The sequence below is a fragment of the Thermoflexus sp. genome (assembly GCF_042408365.1).
Taxonomy (GTDB): Bacteria; Chloroflexota; Anaerolineae; order Thermoflexales; family Thermoflexaceae; genus Thermoflexus.
The window spans coordinates 1-15,807 of the sequence record NZ_JBHOQJ010000058.1 but is presented as its reverse complement, the minus strand read 5'-3'; the positions used below and the strand labels follow the sequence as shown (position 1 = coordinate 15,807).

The window sequence follows — 15,807 nt, the reverse complement described above, 5'->3', positions numbered from 1 at the left end:
GCCGAAGGCGGCCCACAGCCCACAGAAATCCTACGAAATGACAACCTCGGTTTGCAACATGGCCAGAAACGAATCTAAAGGCAAGAGGGGAGATGATCCGGTTCGACAGAGTCTCTAAATACTTCCACGCACATCGTCAGCGTCCTCGCTCCTTTCATGAGCTCTTCATCGAAGGTTGGCGGCTCAAGCGGCGCTCCCCCGATATCTTCTGGGCGCTGCGGGATGTTTCTTTTGAAATTCAACCCGGGGAAACGGTCGGGCTGATCGGGCCGAATGGGGCAGGCAAGAGCACGGTCCTCAAGTTGGCCGCGCGCGTCCTGGAGCCCACCTCCGGTCGGGTGGAGGTCCGAGGACGGGTGGCCGCCTTGCTGGAACTGGGGGTGGGCTTCCATCCGGAGTTGACAGGCCGGGAAAACATTTTCTTAAACGGCGCCTTCCTGGGCATCCCCCGCCGAGAGATGGCACGCCGCCTGGATGCGATCGTGGCTTTTGCCGAATTGGAGGATTACATCGATGTCCCGGTGAAGCACTATTCATCCGGGATGTATATCCGTTTGGCCTTTGCGGTCTCTGTATATCTAGATGCAGAGATCCTCTTGGTGGATGAAGTGCTGGCTGTCGGTGACGCGGCCTTTCAGCGGAAATGTCTAGACCATCTATTCAATCTTCAACGCTCTGGGGTGACGATCCTTCTGGTCTCTCACGATTTGGATGCTGTGCAGCGTTTGTGTCATCGGGCATTATGGTTCGATCATGGCCGGATCCGGATGGAGGGCGCTCCGGCAGCGGTCGTGCAGGCCTACCTGGATCAAGTCCGCCGGCGGGACGAACGGGCTCTGGAAGCCCACAATCGTGAGAACGCTTTCCCCCGCTGGGGGAGCGGCCGCCTGCGCATTGAGCAGGTCTATCTCACCGACGCAACCGGGGTGGAGCGTTATCAGTTCGAGACAGGAGAGGCCCTGCGCATCCATCTGCGTTATCGCGCTGTGGAGCGGATCGCGAGGCCCATTTTTGGGCTGGCGATCCATCGTCATGATGGGGTGCAGATCTGCGGCCCCAACACGGCCTTCTCCGGTTTCCAGATCCCATGGGTGGAGGGGGAGGGGGAACTTATTTACTCGATCCCCACCCTGCCGCTCCTAGAAGGGACTTATCTGATCTCGGTATCGGCAACCGATGAACGGGATATCGAGATCTTCGATTATCATGATCGTGCTTATGTGTTTCGAGTGATTCGGGGTCATCATCCAGAGCGCTATGGGCTGTTGACGATGAACGGCCGCTGGGAGCATGAACGGCTGTCGATTCCTCACGGCGTTTCCTCACGGTAAGCTTTCCCAGAGTTTCGCGGCCCATGCACGCTTTGTCGATGTAAGCGATCTCTGCAGACGGGCACTGGAAGGGCTCTCTAACCAACGAGGGTGATCCGCAGGGTTTTTCTCTCCGCAGCTCTCCAGGCTGCGGAGAGGGAGGGCATTTGCCCCTCCTACGGGGCTCATTAGGTCAACTTCTGCCATACCTCAGGAGGTGGAACCGATGGACGAGCTTGCGATGTTGCTCAAGACCCTAACAGAGGCTCATGGCGTCCCGGGTTACGAAATGGAGATCCGGGAGGTGATGCGCGGGCTCCTGGAAGGCCTGGGGGAGATCGAGCAGGATCACATCGGCAGCTTGATCTGCCGGCGGGGGGAGGGTGGGCCTCGGGTGATGCTCGCCGCCCATATGGATGAGATCGGCTTCATGGTCAAATACATCACCCAGGAGGGATTCATTCGATTCACGCCCCTGGGTGGATGGTTCGACCAGGTCCTTCTCGGCCAGCGTGTGGTGATCAAGACCCATAAAGGAGATGTGGTGGGTGTGATCGGCGCCAAGCCGCCCCACCTGCTTTCGGCGGACGAACGGAAAAAGGTGGTCGAGAAAAAGGACATGTACATCGACATCGGGGCGACCTCGGCCAAGGAGGTGGAGGAGGCAGGGGTGCGGGTGGGCGATCCCATCGTTCCCCTTGCCCCCTTCCAGGTGCTGGTCAGCGGCAAAGCTTATCTGGCGAAAGCTTTCGATGACCGGGTGGGTTGTGCGGTGTTGGTTGAAGTCATGCGACGGCTGGCCCGTGAGGGCCATCCCAATACGGTTTATGGGGTGGCGACCGTGCAAGAGGAGGTCGGGCTGCGGGGAGCGGCGACCAGCGTCGAGAAGGTGAATCCGGATGTAGCTCTGATCTTGGAATCGGACATCGCCGGGGATGTGCCTGGAATCAAGCCGGAGGAATCCCCGGTGAAACTCGGCGGGGGGCCTACCATCGTGGTCTACGACGCGCGGATGATCCCGAATCTCCGGTTGCGGGACCTCGCCGTGGAAACTGCGCAATCCATGGGGATCCCCGTTCAGTTTTCCGTGATTGAAGGTGGGGCCACGGATGGCGGCGTGATCCACCTCCATAAAGGTGGGGTGCCCACCCTGGTGATCGGCGTCCCGGCGCGGCACATCCACAGCCACAGCGCCATCATCCATCGAGAAGACGTCGAACGCGCGATCGCCTTGGTCACCGCTTTGGTCCAACGTCTGGACGCCGAAACCAGCGCGCGTTTGAAGTTATGAAAGCATCCAGTATAATAACCTACGTGATGCTTTTCACAGTTTGTGCGCACAGGTAAGGAGATCTGGAGAATTCCAGCTCTCCGTATTCGTGTAAGAGCGGTTGAGGAGAATTTCGGACACACTTTTACACGCGAGGTGAGCGATGACGGATCGGACGGATGCCTGGCAAGAGCTCATCGCTTCTCTTCAGCAACGGATCGAGGCTTATGCCCCCCAAGTGGAAGTGGCTGAGATCGGCGAGGTCATCGAAGCAGGAGATGGGATCGCCCGGTGCTCGGGCCTCAGCAACGTCATGGCCAGCGAGCTGGTGGAGTTCGAGAACGGGGTGATGGGGATCGCCTTCAACTTGGAGCGCGACAACGTCGGCGTGATCATCCTGGGGGATTTCAGCGGGATCCGCCAAGGGATGAAGGTCCGCGGCACCGGTCGGATCGCCTCCGTGCCTGTCGGCCAAGCGCTGCTGGGCCGCGTGGTGGATCCCCTGGGGCGTCCCCTGGACGGCAAGGGCCCCATTGTGACCGATCGTTACCGTCCTATCGAGCGGATCGCTCCCGGGGTGACCAAGCGCCAGGATGTGGATACCCCTGTGCAGACGGGGATCAAGGCGATCGATGCGATGATCCCCATCGGCCGCGGGCAACGGGAGCTCATTATCGGCGACCGCCAGACGGGTAAGACGGCGATCGCGGTGGACACCATCATCAACCAGAAGGGCAAGGGGATGGTCTGTATCTATGTGGCCATTGGCCAGAAGCGGGCTCAGGTGGCCCGTCTGGTGGCCATCCTCGAACGCTATGGGGCGATGGATTACACCATCGTCGTGGCCGCCACCGCCTCCGACCCTGCGGCTTTGCAGTACATCGCCCCTTACGCGGGTTGCGCCATGGGCGAGGAGGTGATGGAGAACGGAGTTATCCTCGATGGGCAGCTGGTCAACGACGCCCTGATCGTCTACGACGACCTCACCAAGCACGCTTGGGCCTACCGCCAGGTCTCGCTGCTCCTCCGACGCCCGCCGGGCCGGGAGGCTTACCCCGGTGACATCTTCTATCTTCACTCCCGTCTGCTGGAACGCGCCGCTCGCCTGGCAAATAAATACATTATTGTCCCTAAAGACGCGCCTGAGGACACTAAAGAGGGAATCGATGGGAAAATCTACACCGGGCCGCTCGGATATAAAGAGGCCCAGAAGGCTTTAGAGGCCCGCCCAGACAAGGACAATCTGAAGATCCTGAAGGTAAAGGGATCTGGTGGGAGCCTCACCGCGTTGCCGATCGTGGAGACCCAGCTGGGCGACGTCTCCGCTTACATCCCGACCAATGTGATCTCCATCACCGACGGCCAGATCTACCTGGAGGCGGATCTCTTCAATGCAGGTATCCGTCCGGCGATCAACGTGGGGATCTCGGTGTCCCGGGTGGGCGGCGCGGCTCAGACGAGGGCCATGAAGCAGGTGGCCGGGCGCCTACGCCTGGAGATGGCCCAGTTCCGGGAGCTGGCCGCCTTCGTGCAATTTGGATCGGATCTGGATAAGACGACCTTGGCGATCATCGAGCGGGGCAAGCGGCTCACCGAGATCCTCAAGCAGCCTCAATATGAGCCGATGCCCCTGGAGGAGCAAGTGATGGTGATCTTCGCCGGGACCAATGGATATCTCGATACGATCCCGGTGGAGAGGGTGCGCCAATGGGAGAAGGAGTTCCTCCGCTTTATGGCGGTTAACTATCCGGAAGTCGGCCGCGACATCGCAGAGCGGAGGGAGCTCACGAAGGAAACTGAGGAGAAATTACGGCGGGCCATCGAGGAGTTCAACCGCGGCTGGTTGGCCGGATGATGGGAGAACGCCCCAATGACCGTCGCTACAGGCGCGCGGGTCCGGGTGGCGGTTGAACCCTTTTATCCTGATCTGCTTCGCTGTTCCAAACAGGCCCATGGCAGTGCGCTCCGGATGTGATGGTGGTTGGCCAGGCAGCTCGAGCCACAGCGAAGGGAGTGGAGAGGGTTCCTCTGCCCTCGGTGCTCCAGTGCTGGGGGGAGATCCAGCATCTCCAGATAGGAGGTTAAAGGCGTGCCCACTTTGCGGGAGTTGCGGCGTCGAATTCGAACGGTACGCAGCATCGCTCAGATTACCCGGGCGATGGAGGCGGTCTCGGCTTCCAAGATGAGGCGGGCCCAGGAGATGACCCTGGCCTCCCGTCCGTATTCTCAGAAGGCCTGGGAGGTATTGGTGCACCTGGCCCATCAGGCGGAAGCCAGCGCGTTGCTCCATCCGTTGCTGGAGGTGCGGCCGGTGCGTCGGGTCCTGCTGATCCTGATCACCGCGGATCGGGGGCTGTGCGGTGCTTACAACGATAACATCATCCGCCTGGCGTTCCGGTTCGCGGCGGTCAGCCGCGCGCCGGTGGCCTTCCTGACCGCAGGCCGCAAAGGTCGGGATGCCGTGGCGCGGGTCCGGGGAGCCTTGGTGGCGGATTTTTCCCCCTTGCCCCGCTGGCCGCGCTTTATGGAGATCCGCCCCATCGCCCATGTGGCCATGGAGGAGTTCTTAAAAGGGAATGTGGATGAAGTATACGTGGCCTATACGGATTTCATCAATACGATGGTTCAGCGCCCCCGCGTCCGTCGCCTGCTTCCCCTTCGCCTGGCCCAGGGCTATGAACCCGCTGTCCCTGAAGCAGTGGAGCGGCTGGACACCCGGGCGGTGGCGAACAAAACGTTCATTTATGAGCCGGATCCGGCTCAGTTGCTGGAGGTGATCCTGCCGCGGTTCGTGGAGCTTCAGGTCTATCAGGCGGTTCTGGAAAGCCTGGCCAGCGAGCACTCGGCCCGTATGGTGGCCATGCGGAACGCCACCGAGAATGCGGAGAACCTGATCTACACGTTGACCTTAAGTTACAACAAAGCTCGTCAGCAATCGATCACCAGCGAGATGCTGGACATCGCAGGAGGGGCGGAGGCTATGCGCCAGGCGGCGCGGGCTCAGATCCAGGCCCGGACACGTGTAGGACCGAGGCGCTAATATCTCAGGAATGTTGGAGCCGCCCTCAAAGGACAAAATTTGCCCGACAGGAGGTAGATCGGCATGGCGAAAGGCTCGGTGGGTCGCATCGTGCAGATCATGGGGAACGTGGTGGATGTGGAATTCCCGCCTGAGGAATTGCCGGATATCTATAACGCGATCGAGGTGCCTCGGGACGGTCACCGTTTGGTGTTGGAGGTGCAGCAACACCTAAGCGGTGGGACGGTCCGTTGCATCGCGATGGACACCACCGATGGGCTCCGCCGGGGGATGATCGCGTATGACACCGGCGCCCCCATCACGGTGCCGGTTGGGGAGGCCACCCTCGGTCGCGTGTTCAATGTGCTGGGGGAGCCGATCGACGAGAAGGGCCCGGTCCACGCTCAGGAATACCGGCCGATCCATCAGCCGCCCCCGGCCCTGGAGGAGCAATCCACCCAGATTGAGGTGTTCGAGACTGGGCTGAAGGTGATCGATCTCATCGCCCCGTTCATGCGAGGCGGCAAGGTGGCGGTGTTCGGTGGCGCGGGGGTGGGCAAGACCGTGATCATCATGGAGCTCATCCGGAACATCGCCACCGTCCATAAAGGGATCTCCGTCTTCGCCGGGATCGGCGAGCGCACCCGCGAGGGCACCCAGCTCTATCGCGAGATGATCGAAGCAGGGGTGATCGACAAGACGGTGATGGTCTTCGGGCAGATGAACGAGCCCCCGGGGGTGCGCCTGCGCGTGGGCCTGACGGCCCTGACGATGGCCGAGTATTTCCGGGATCAAGGGCGGGATGTGCTCATCTTCATCGATAACATCTTCCGCTTCGTGATGTCCGGCTCTGAGGTCTCGGCGCTCCTCGGCCGTATGCCCTCCGCGGTCGGATACCAGCCCACCCTGGCCTTCGAGATGGGGCAGCTCCAGGAGCGCATCACCTCCACCCGACGCGGGGCCATCACCTCGATGCAGGCCGTGTATGTGCCGGCGGATGACTATTCCGACCCGGCGCCGGTGGCCACGTTCGCCCACCTCGACGCCACCATCGCCCTGGAGCGGAGTATCGCGGAGAAGGGCATCTACCCGGCGGTGGATCCCCTGGCCTCCACCAGCCGAATCCTGGATCCCCGGATCGTGGGGGAGGAGCATTACACGGTGGCCCGGGAGGTGCAGCGGGTGCTTCAGCGTTACAAGGACCTGCAGGACATCATCGCCATCCTGGGCATCGATGAGCTATCCGAGGAGGACAAGCTGATCGTGGCCCGTGCCCGGAAGATCGAGCGGTTCTTCAGCCAGCCCATGTTCGTGGCCGAGCAATTCACCGGGCTGCCTGGGCGTTACGTCCCGCTGAAGGAGACCGTGCGTGGGTTCAAGGAGATCCTGGAAGGGAAGCATGACGATCTCCCCGAGGCGGCCTTCTATATGGTCGGCACCATCGACGAGGCGGTGGAGAAGGCCGAGCGCCTGCGGCGGGGCGAATTGCGATGAGCCTGGAAAACGATCCACGCGAGCGATGGCCCGGGATTATCGCGGAATATCGAGCCCTCCGGGAGGCGGAGTGGAGGGCGTTCGCCTGCGCCCCTCTGTCCGAGCGGTTGGAGACGCTGGAGGCCCTTTGTAGTTTCCTGGAGGAGGTGGAACGGATGGAGGGGACGGCGGTCCCTCAACCTTTTCATGAGATGTTGCGACGGCTTCACCGCGTCCTTGAGCGTCTCTGGGTGCCCTACGCGATTTTGGGAGGGTTGGCGGCCGCCCTCTGGGGGATCGCCCGGACAACGGTGGACGTGGATGTGGGCCTGCTCGCCCCGCCGGAGCAGATGCCAGCCCTCCTGCAGGCCTTCGATGAGGAAGGGTTCGCGGTAAGCCCGATGGCGCTGCCAAGGCTCCAGGAGGGACGCCCGGTCCAGCTCGCCTTCACCCGGCGCTTTTCAGTGGATCTGCGATCCGCTTCCTTGCAGTTGGACATTCAAGCCATCCGCCGCGCACGGGAGTTTGTCCTGTTCGGAATCCCGCTGCGTTTCGTGGCACCGGAGGAGCTAATCGCTTACAAGCTGGCGCGCTGGGAGCCAATCGATCAGAACGATGTGCGCGGGGTGCTGGAAACCCAGCGGGATCATCTGGACTTAGAATATCTGGAGGCGGCGGTCCGGGGCCTGGCGGAGGAGGCGGGGCTTCCGGAGCTGCTGTCGCGCTGGATCCATTTGAGGGAGGAGATCCTGGGATGAGCCCGATTCGTCTGGAGATCGTCACCCAGGAGCGGGCTTTATTCAGCGGGGATGTGGATATGGTGGTGGCCCCCGGGGTGGAGGGAGAATTGGGGATCCTGCCGGGGCACGCACCGCTGCTCACTGCCCTGGGCATCGGGCCGTTGCTGGCCCGGCGGGGGGCGGAGGAACTCTGGTTTGCGATCCACGGGGGCTTTATGGAAGTGACCCCCGAGCGCGTGATCGTACTGGCGGATGTGGCGGAGCAGGCCGAGGAGATCGACGTGGCCCGGGCCGAGGAAGCCCGTCAGCGGGCCGAGCAGATCCTGAAGGAGCGGCCGGCAGGCATCGATCTCAACACCGCCTTGGCCGCGCTGCGCCGTTCTCGGGTCCGCCTGGAAGTGGCCCGTCGCCGTCGGACCCGGCGAGAGGGATCTTCGGGGTAAGGGGGTCGCTATTGATGCTCACCAAGCGTCTGGGCATTGACCTTGGGACGGCCAACGTGCTGGTCTATGAGGTGGGTCGGGGGATCATCCTGCAGGAGCCCTCGGTGGTGGCCATGCCGAGGGATGGGGATGAGATCCTCGCCGTGGGGGAGGAGGCCCGGGCGATGTATGGCCGCACCCCGGAGATCATTGAGGTGATCCGCCCGCTCCGGGACGGCGTGATCGCGGATTACTATGTGACGGAGCGGATGCTCCGGTATTTCATCGGCAAGGTCTGTGGCCCCATTCGTCTTTTTCGCCCCCATGTGATGATTTCGGTGCCTTATGGAGTGACCAGCGTGGAGAGCCGAGCCGTGCATGAAGCGGCGGTGGCGGCCGGGGCCCATCCCGGCCATGTCTATCTGATCCCGGAGCCGCTGGCGGCCGCGCTGGGAGCGGGCCTTCCGGTGGATACGCCAACGGGCAATATGGTGGTTGACCTGGGGGGTGGCACGACGGAGGCCGCGGTGATCTCGATGCTGGGGATTGTCACCGCCCACTCAGTCCGCGTGGGTGGCATCCGGATGGATGAGGCGATCATCGGCTATGTGCGTCGGAAATATAACCTGGCCATTGGAGAGCCAACGGCGGAGCAGGTGAAAATCCAGATCGGGACTGCCCTTCCCATCGATCCCCCTCTTCGTATGGAAGTGCAAGGTAGGGATTTGGTAACCGGTTTGCCCCGCACGATCACACTGACCTCTGACGAAGTCCTGGAAGCAATCCAAGAGCTTCTCCAAGCGATCGTCGGGGTGGTCCGGGCGGTCTTGGAGCGTACGCCTCCGGAGCTGGCTGCGGACATCATCGATCGGGGGATGGCCCTGGTGGGTGGTGGAGCGATGCTCCGGCGGCTGGATGAATTCCTCACCCAGCAGACAGGGGTCCCCGCTTATGTGGCGGATGCCCCGATGGCGTGTGTGGCGCTTGGGGCGGGGAGGGCTCTGGAGCAAATCCATCTGTTCCATCGCACACTGGTCACCATCTGGTCCTCGCTGTAGCATTTTGTCCTTAGGCTACTGCTTTTTCCACATTTGATGAGGCGTTATGCGATCCGTTTCCTCGTGGGGCTTTGGGGGCGAGTTGGGCACCTTTGGCGCCCGGCTCGCCCCCAAATGTTTTTTTATCCCCACGGTCCTTGGGGCTGTGGGGAGGGGGGATCCATGGGAGTGGGGTCAGCCGCTCCCTTCACTGCATATCCCCAAAACAAAAGTGAAAGGAAAGTGGAAGAAGCACTAAATGTCCCATAGCCAGGGCTTGGGCCATGGCCAGGGGGATAAGTGCTCGCCGCGCGGACCCTCAGGCCCTTCTGGAAATCCGCTCGCCCGACCTCCGGGCGAGCGGATTTTTTCTTCTCTTCGAGCTGATCCTCTTGAAACCTCTAGAGATTTAGAGTTGCACCGTTCGGGGCCTACGAGAAGAGGCGGGAGCCCTCCAAAAGCTCTTAGTGAGGAAACCAGCTACGCAACCCTAACCTCTGCGAGATTGGACCTTGGAGAAACGGACGGCCTGACTTCTCGTCTGGGTCTCTCCCTTGTGCTGGGCAAGTCCCTCCCCGCAGCCCGAAGGGTCGCGGGGAGGAGGGATTTTGGGATGGGGTCACCTTCGGCGGCCCCACCCCGAAATCCTCCAGATGAGGAAATGGACGCGTTTTCCCAGAGTCCAGTTTCCACAACCCGAAGGATCGTAAAGCGGAGGCATCGACCGAACGGTCGAGGGCTGGGATCCATTGAAGAGCGGAGGGGGGGATCTACCGGATGGCGCTACTGGTGGGCCCGTTCGCTTGTTACAGTGAAATTGCCTGAAATCTCTTGCCGCAATCTTCACCGCTGAATCTGCTTCCTAAGGCAAGATGGGCGCGCTAAGACAGGAACGGGGCTAGGGAGCTCGGAGAATGATGATCGGTCAGATGCGGATTCCGATCCGGGGACTTCAGGACGCGGGAAAGGCGATTTCCCTGGAAAAAGCATTGCGACAGCAGGAAGGGGTGATCTGGGCGACGGTGAACTTCGCAGCTCAGGAGGTGATTTTGTTCTATCATCCGCCGAGCTTCCGGCTTCACCGGATCTTACAGGTCGTTCGCAGTCAGGGCTGTGAGGCAGAATTGCCTCAGCAGTCTATGGGATTCTCCTCCCTTCAGACATGGCTCCATGCCATTGGGGTCCCGTTCGGGGCTGGTCTGCTGGGGGCGGGTTTGCTGGTCGGGCTTTACTTGGGCCTGGTGACCCTGGCCCAGGGCTGGAGGCATGCCTTGGAGCTCCTATGGGGGGACCGATGGCTGGTGGGCGCGATTGCAGCTGGGTTCGGGATCCAAGTTGGGCTTTACATCCATCTGAGGCGACTGCGCGCATGTGGCGCGAACCCTCATGCGCCAACCGCCCTGACCGCGGCCGGAACAGGCACCTCCAGCGTTGCCATGGTCGCATGCTGCGCCCACCACATTACCGACGCGCTGCCGCTCCTGGGCCTCTCTGCCGCTGCCACGCTGCTGAATCAATATCGCATCCCCTTTATGGTGGTAGGGATCGGCACGAATCTGGTGGGGATCCTATGGATGGGGCGGGAGCTCTTGCGGCTGCGTAAACAGATGAAGCTTCCAATCGCTCTCCATCTCTCTTGAAGGAGGAAATCGATGGCCCTTCAACAGGTGAGCCTGCCGATCCTCGGGATGAGCTGTGCCTCCTGTGCGGCGACCATCGAGGGGGTCCTGAAGGGGATCGAGGGTGTAGCCCAGGTTCAGGTGAATGTGAACGGGGGGCGGGCGCTGGTGGCTTATGAGCCTGAACGTGTTGATTTGGCCCGCCTCGTCGCTGCGATCCAGGAAGTGGGTTACCAAGTGGCAACCGCTCAAACCACCCTCCAGATCTCTGGGATGACTTGCGCTTCCTGTGTGGCGCATGTGGAGGGGGCATTGCGGGAATTGGAAGGGGTCCTGCAGGCAACCGTCCATCTGGGGTTGGGTCTTGCCCGTGTGGAATACATCCCCGGCCTGGTCACGCCCGCTCAAATGATCCGTGCGGTTCAGGCCGTAGGCTATGAGGCGCGAGTGCAGGAGGAAGGGGTTAGCGCGCTGGATCGAGAGCGGGAGGCCCGACAACGGGAGATCCGACGTCAGGGGCTGTATCTGCTCTTTGCTGCCCCTCTCGCCCTCTTGGTGATGCTGGGCACTTTCCGGGATTACTGGATTCTGCCCGCCATCGTTCCGGAGTGGTTGGGCTATAAGTGGGTCCTGGCCCTGCTGACTACGCCCGTTGTCCTGGGACCAGGGCGCCAATTCTTCGTAAATTCATGGCGTGGGCTGCGGCACGGTGTCACCGACATGAACCTGCTTTATGCGACCGGCATCGGAGCCGCTTACGGCATCGCCCTGATCAACACGTTCTTTCCTAAAGCTGGATTTGGAGGCGAGGGGGCTACCTTCTTTGAATCGGCCGCGCTGTTGACGGCTTTTATCGTTCTGGGTCGGTTTCTCGAGGCGGTTACCCGCGGGCGGACGAGCGAGGCGATTCGCAAGCTGATGAAATTGCAACCCAAACGCGCCCGGGTCCTACGCGATGGACAGGAGATCGAGGTGCCGGTGGAGGAGGTGATCGTCGGGGATCTCATCTTGGTCCGGCCCGGCGAGCAGATCCCGGTGGATGGGGTGGTCGTGGAGGGCTACTCCGCAGTGGATGAAAGCATGCTGACGGGCGAGTCGATGCCTGTGGAGAAGCGGCCGGGGGATGAAGTGATTGGGGGGACAATGAATAAAACCGGGGCCTTTAAGTTCCGGGCGACGCGGGTGGGCGCGGAGACCGCCTTGGCCCAGATCATCCGGCTGGTGGAGGAAGCCCAGGCCAGCAAGGCGCCGATCCAGAAGCTGGCGGATTGGGTGGCTGGCCATTTCATCCTGGGCGTGCATCTGTTAGCGATCCTGGTTTTCATCTTCTGGTTCTTCGTGGGCTATGAGCGCTTCTTCGACCCGAACAGCGCCTTTTTGCTCTCACCCTACCGGCTGGGCGAGATCGGCGTCTTTGGCTTCTCCCTGCTCCTGAGCGTCACGGTGCTGGTGATCTCATGCCCGTGCGCAGTAGGCCTGGCCACGCCCAGCGCCATCATGGCCGGCACCGGGAAGGCTGCCGAACATGGGGTTCTCTTCAAGAACGCGGAGGCCATTGAGAACGCCACCAAGCTGACTGCTATCGTCTTTGATAAGACGGGGACGCTGACGCGCGGCGAGCCTTCCGTGACCGATGTGATCGCTGTGGAGGGGGTCACCCCTGAGGAGGTCCTGTGGTGGGCCGCCCTGGCCGAGAAGAACAGCGAACATCCGCTGGGGGAAGCAGTCCTCCGAGCCGCGCGCGCTCGGGGCCTGGAGATCCCGGATGCGGAGGCCTTCCAAGCCATCCCTGGGCATGGCGTGGAGGCCCGCTATCAAGGAGAGAGGATCCTCCTGGGCAACCGTAAGCTGATGAGGGAGCACGGGATCGATCTCTCCGGCCTGCAACCCCAGGCCGAAGCCCTGGAGCGGGAGGGCAAAACAGTGATGTTCCTCGCCCGCTCCGACCAGGCGCTGGGCCTGCTCGCCGTCGCCGATACCTTAAAACCTTACGCCATAGAGGCGATCCGGCGGCTGCAGGCAATGGGCCTGAAGGTGGTGATGCTGACCGGGGACAACCGACGCACCGCGGAGGCCATCGCCCGTCAGCTCGGCATCGACCGGGTGCTGGCGGAGGTCCTGCCTCAAGATAAGGCGGCGGAGATCCGCCGGTTACAGCAACAGGGACATCGGGTGGCGATGGTTGGGGATGGAGTGAACGATGCGCCGGCCCTCGCCCAAGCCGATGTGGGGATCGCCATCGGTTCGGGCACGGATATCGCCAAAGAGACCGGGCATGTCATCCTGATCCGCGAGGATCTGCGGGATGTGGTGGTCGCTTTGGATATCGCCCGGGCCACGATGCGTAAAGTGAAGGAGAACCTTTTCTGGGCCTTTATTTACAACACGGTCAGCATCCCAATCGCAGCGGGAGTCCTTTACCCGACCTTCCGGGTGGTGGTCAGCCCGGAGTGGGCCGCTTTCCTCATGGCCATAAGTTCCCTCACGGTCACCCTGAACACCCTGCGGATGCGAGGCTATGTGCCGGCCCTGCGCCGGGAAGAACGCTCAACCGCCCGTGTTCATCCGGTGGCGGCATCGGCCCCCAGCGGCCAGTGAGGGGCGATCTTTTCAAGGAGGTCCTGGATATGGAGTCCATGGAGCCCATCGGACGTGAGATCGCGCGGCGCAGCGCAATCACTTACACGGCGATTTCCTTGTTGGCAGCTTTATTGTTCTTCGGGGCAGCGACATGGAAGGGAGGGTATTCCGAGGTCGCCCGGTGGGGCGGCGCGGCCTGGGTCTTCCTGTTAAGCATGATCGTTACCATGCCGCTGGTCACCACTTATTACCGGAAACGTGGGCGCCATACATCAAGCGGAGGTGCATGATCGCGAGGGGATTTCCTCGAGGGGATGAAGGGAGATGGACCCTTACACCTCCTCTCGCGGGCTCTGAATGGGGTAACTCCTATATTCAAAGGAAGGAGGTGAAGAGCGATGTGCTGCATGATGCATCTGATGGGACATTCTCAACACTCCGAGCGTGCTCATCCCTCCAGCTCCTCTCAAGAAGCGTCGTTGCTCGACATCTTGAAGCGGCGATACGCCCTGGGGGAGATCACCCGGGAGCAATTCGAGGAGATGAAGCGCGTTCTGGGCCTGGAGGAAGAGGCGCAGCAGCCTCAGGGCGGCCATGCCGCTCATGGGGGCCATGGCTGTTAGCGGAAGCGGAGGAGGACAGCTGGCGGAGCCCATTCGAACTTCTATAGGAGGCGAACCCATGGCGAAGGATCTCGTGTGTGGGATGGAGGTTGAGGAGGCCAAAGCGGCCGCCACCTCTGTGTATAAGGGCCAGACCTATTACTTCTGCTCCGTGGGTTGTAAAGCCGCTTTCGATAAAGATCCGGAGAAGTATGTAGGCAAGGCCCGTCCGGAGCACCCGGAGGCCCACGGCGGCCTGCATGGACCTCACCACTAACAGGGCTGTCCTGCTGAGGTGGGCCGGGTGCTGGGGGCATCCGGCCCACCCTCAAAAAATTTTTATGTAGTGGGGGTGATGCAGAGCTGTGGGAAGGGGAAGGGCTATTCCGCCGAGAGAGAGGATCCCATGGGAACCCGTTCGGAAACAATGGCCATGGCCTTCTTGATATGGGTGTGCACATTGCCGCTGGTGGGGCTATTCATCCTCCCATGGCTCGGCTGGCGGGTCGCCTTAGGGACTGGGCTGGGCCTCTTGGTCTTTCTTCTGATCCTCTGCTGGCTGGTTTGCAGCACGTTCCCATCCCGTTTGTCTAGGCGGGTTCAGCATGATGAACGCCGTTTCTGAGGCCTCGTGGGTGCGAGAGCGCTACAATCGGCGGGCGGTCACTTATGATCTGGAAACTGCTCCCTTGGAACTCTTGATCGCGCCATGGCGGCGATGGGTCTGGGAGCACGTTTGTGGACCACGGGTTCTGGAGATCGGGGTGGGAACTGGACAGAATTTCTCCTATTATCGGTCGGAGTGGGAGATCACTGCTGTGGACCTGAGCGAGCGGATGCTGGAACGAGCCCGGGGCAAAGCCCAACGTCTGGGATTGAAGGTTCGCATGCTGTTAATGGATGCCCAGCGCCTTGCCTTCCCTGATGCGTTTTTCGACACCGTTGTAGCCACCTGGGTGTTCTGCTCGGTTCCCGATCCAATACGAGGCCTCCGGGAGGCTTACCGGGTGCTCCGGCCCGGAGGCCGGTTGATCCTTCTGGAACACGTTCGGGCTCCCGACCCTTTGGGGCGGTGGATGGATTTCCTGGATCCCTTGGTGGTTCGCTGGAGCGGAGCACACATTAACCGGCGCACAGTGGAGAACGTTCGGCAGGCCGGTTTTGAGATCGAAGCCTTGCACACCTCCGTCCTCGGCATCGTGAAACGGATTGTGGCTCGGCGTCCGGAAGCGAGGCTATGAGCGCTGCCCGAGCCAAGTTACACGAATTCCAGATCTCTTCCGGGGAGGCAGCGATGGCGGAGGCGCAGGCACTTCCGACAGCGGCGACCTCGGGCATCACCCGACGTGAATTCCTCACCTATGTATGGGCAGCCTCAATGGCCCTCTTTATGGCGGAGAGCGGTGGGGTGGTGCTTTTGTTCGCCCTCCCCCGGTTCCGCGCGGGGGAATTCGGTGGCATCTTCCGGCTTGGCCCCGCTGGGGTCGTCCTGCCTCAGGTTGGAGAAGGCCCTCGGGAATATCCGGATGCACGGTTCTGGCTGGTCAACACGGAGAAGGGGATCCTGGCCCTCTATAAGGTATGTACCCATCTAGGCTGTCTCTACAAGTGGGTGCCCAGCAATTTCCGTTTTGAATGCCCGTGCCACGGCTCGAAGTTCCAGCTGGACGGCACTTACATTGAGGGGCCGGCCCCTCGGGATCTGGATCGCTTCGTGATCTACCTGAAGGACGCT

At 61.6% G+C, this 15,807-nt stretch carries 16 protein-coding genes; all 16 read left to right on the top strand.

The features are described from left to right. Positions 1 to 92: 92 nt before the first annotated feature. A complete protein-coding gene (locus ACFMO5_RS02585; RefSeq protein WP_376791212.1) occupies positions 93 to 1,331 on the top strand; it encodes an ABC transporter ATP-binding protein in 1,239 nt (412 codons plus the stop codon). A 205-nt stretch (positions 1,332 to 1,536) separates the two neighbouring features. Further along, complete coding sequence (locus tag ACFMO5_RS02580; RefSeq protein ID WP_376791211.1) at positions 1,537 to 2,601, top strand: M42 family metallopeptidase; 1,065 nt, start codon at positions 1,537 to 1,539, stop codon at positions 2,599 to 2,601. Between the two features lie 142 nt (positions 2,602 to 2,743). Further along, positions 2,744 to 4,435 carry a F0F1 ATP synthase subunit alpha gene (gene atpA, locus ACFMO5_RS02575; RefSeq protein ID WP_376791210.1) on the top strand — a complete coding sequence of 564 codons (1,692 nt, stop codon included), beginning with the start codon at positions 2,744 to 2,746 and terminating at the stop codon, positions 4,433 to 4,435. 234 nt (positions 4,436 to 4,669) lie between these two features. Then, entirely contained in the window at positions 4,670 to 5,620 is a 951-nt protein-coding gene (gene atpG, locus ACFMO5_RS02570) for an ATP synthase F1 subunit gamma (RefSeq protein WP_376791209.1), read from the top strand. A 63-nt stretch (positions 5,621 to 5,683) separates the two neighbouring features. Continuing rightward, a complete protein-coding gene (atpD, locus tag ACFMO5_RS02565) occupies positions 5,684 to 7,093 on the top strand; it encodes a F0F1 ATP synthase subunit beta (protein WP_376791208.1) in 1,410 nt (469 codons plus the stop codon). Next, entirely contained in the window at positions 7,090 to 7,830 is a 741-nt protein-coding gene (locus tag ACFMO5_RS02560; RefSeq protein ID WP_376791207.1) for a hypothetical protein, read from the top strand. Before atpD ends, ACFMO5_RS02560 begins: the two co-directional genes overlap by 4 nt. Next, on the top strand, positions 7,827 to 8,255 hold the full coding sequence (locus ACFMO5_RS02555) for a F0F1 ATP synthase subunit epsilon (RefSeq protein ID WP_376791206.1): 429 nt from the start codon (positions 7,827 to 7,829) through the stop codon (positions 8,253 to 8,255). The genes ACFMO5_RS02560 and ACFMO5_RS02555 overlap by 4 nt, the downstream gene beginning before the upstream one ends. A gap of 14 nt (positions 8,256 to 8,269) precedes the next feature. After that, positions 8,270 to 9,292, top strand: a complete 1,023-nt coding sequence (locus tag ACFMO5_RS02550; protein ID WP_376791205.1) for a rod shape-determining protein — start codon at positions 8,270 to 8,272, stop codon at positions 9,290 to 9,292. 896 nt (positions 9,293 to 10,188) lie between these two features. After that, positions 10,189 to 10,911, top strand: a complete 723-nt coding sequence (locus tag ACFMO5_RS02545) for a hypothetical protein (protein WP_376791204.1) — start codon at positions 10,189 to 10,191, stop codon at positions 10,909 to 10,911. Between the two features lie 12 nt (positions 10,912 to 10,923). Beyond that, positions 10,924 to 13,488: a heavy metal translocating P-type ATPase gene (locus ACFMO5_RS02540; protein WP_376791203.1), complete on the top strand. Its 2,565-nt coding sequence runs from the start codon at positions 10,924 to 10,926 to the stop codon at positions 13,486 to 13,488. A gap of 29 nt (positions 13,489 to 13,517) precedes the next feature. Then, positions 13,518 to 13,760 (top strand): hypothetical protein, encoded by a 243-nt coding sequence (locus ACFMO5_RS02535; RefSeq protein WP_376791202.1) that lies wholly within the window; start codon positions 13,518 to 13,520, stop codon positions 13,758 to 13,760. Positions 13,761 to 13,949: 189 nt separating this feature from the next. Beyond that, a complete protein-coding gene (locus ACFMO5_RS02530; RefSeq protein ID WP_376791201.1) occupies positions 13,950 to 14,093 on the top strand; it encodes an SHOCT domain-containing protein in 144 nt (47 codons plus the stop codon). 58 nt (positions 14,094 to 14,151) lie between these two features. Next, complete coding sequence (locus ACFMO5_RS02525) at positions 14,152 to 14,349, top strand: YHS domain-containing protein (protein ID WP_376791200.1); 198 nt, start codon at positions 14,152 to 14,154, stop codon at positions 14,347 to 14,349. Positions 14,350 to 14,478: 129 nt separating this feature from the next. Then, the gene (locus ACFMO5_RS02520) at positions 14,479 to 14,697 is read left to right on the top strand and encodes a hypothetical protein (RefSeq protein ID WP_376791199.1); all 219 of its coding nucleotides are present in this window, start codon (positions 14,479 to 14,481) and stop codon (positions 14,695 to 14,697) included. Then, entirely contained in the window at positions 14,681 to 15,313 is a 633-nt protein-coding gene (locus ACFMO5_RS02515; RefSeq protein ID WP_376791198.1) for a class I SAM-dependent methyltransferase, read from the top strand. The genes ACFMO5_RS02520 and ACFMO5_RS02515 overlap by 17 nt, the downstream gene beginning before the upstream one ends. A gap of 53 nt (positions 15,314 to 15,366) precedes the next feature. Beyond that, on the top strand, positions 15,367 to 15,807 hold a 441-nt coding region (locus tag ACFMO5_RS02510), incomplete at its 3' end, for a ubiquinol-cytochrome c reductase iron-sulfur subunit (RefSeq protein WP_376791197.1).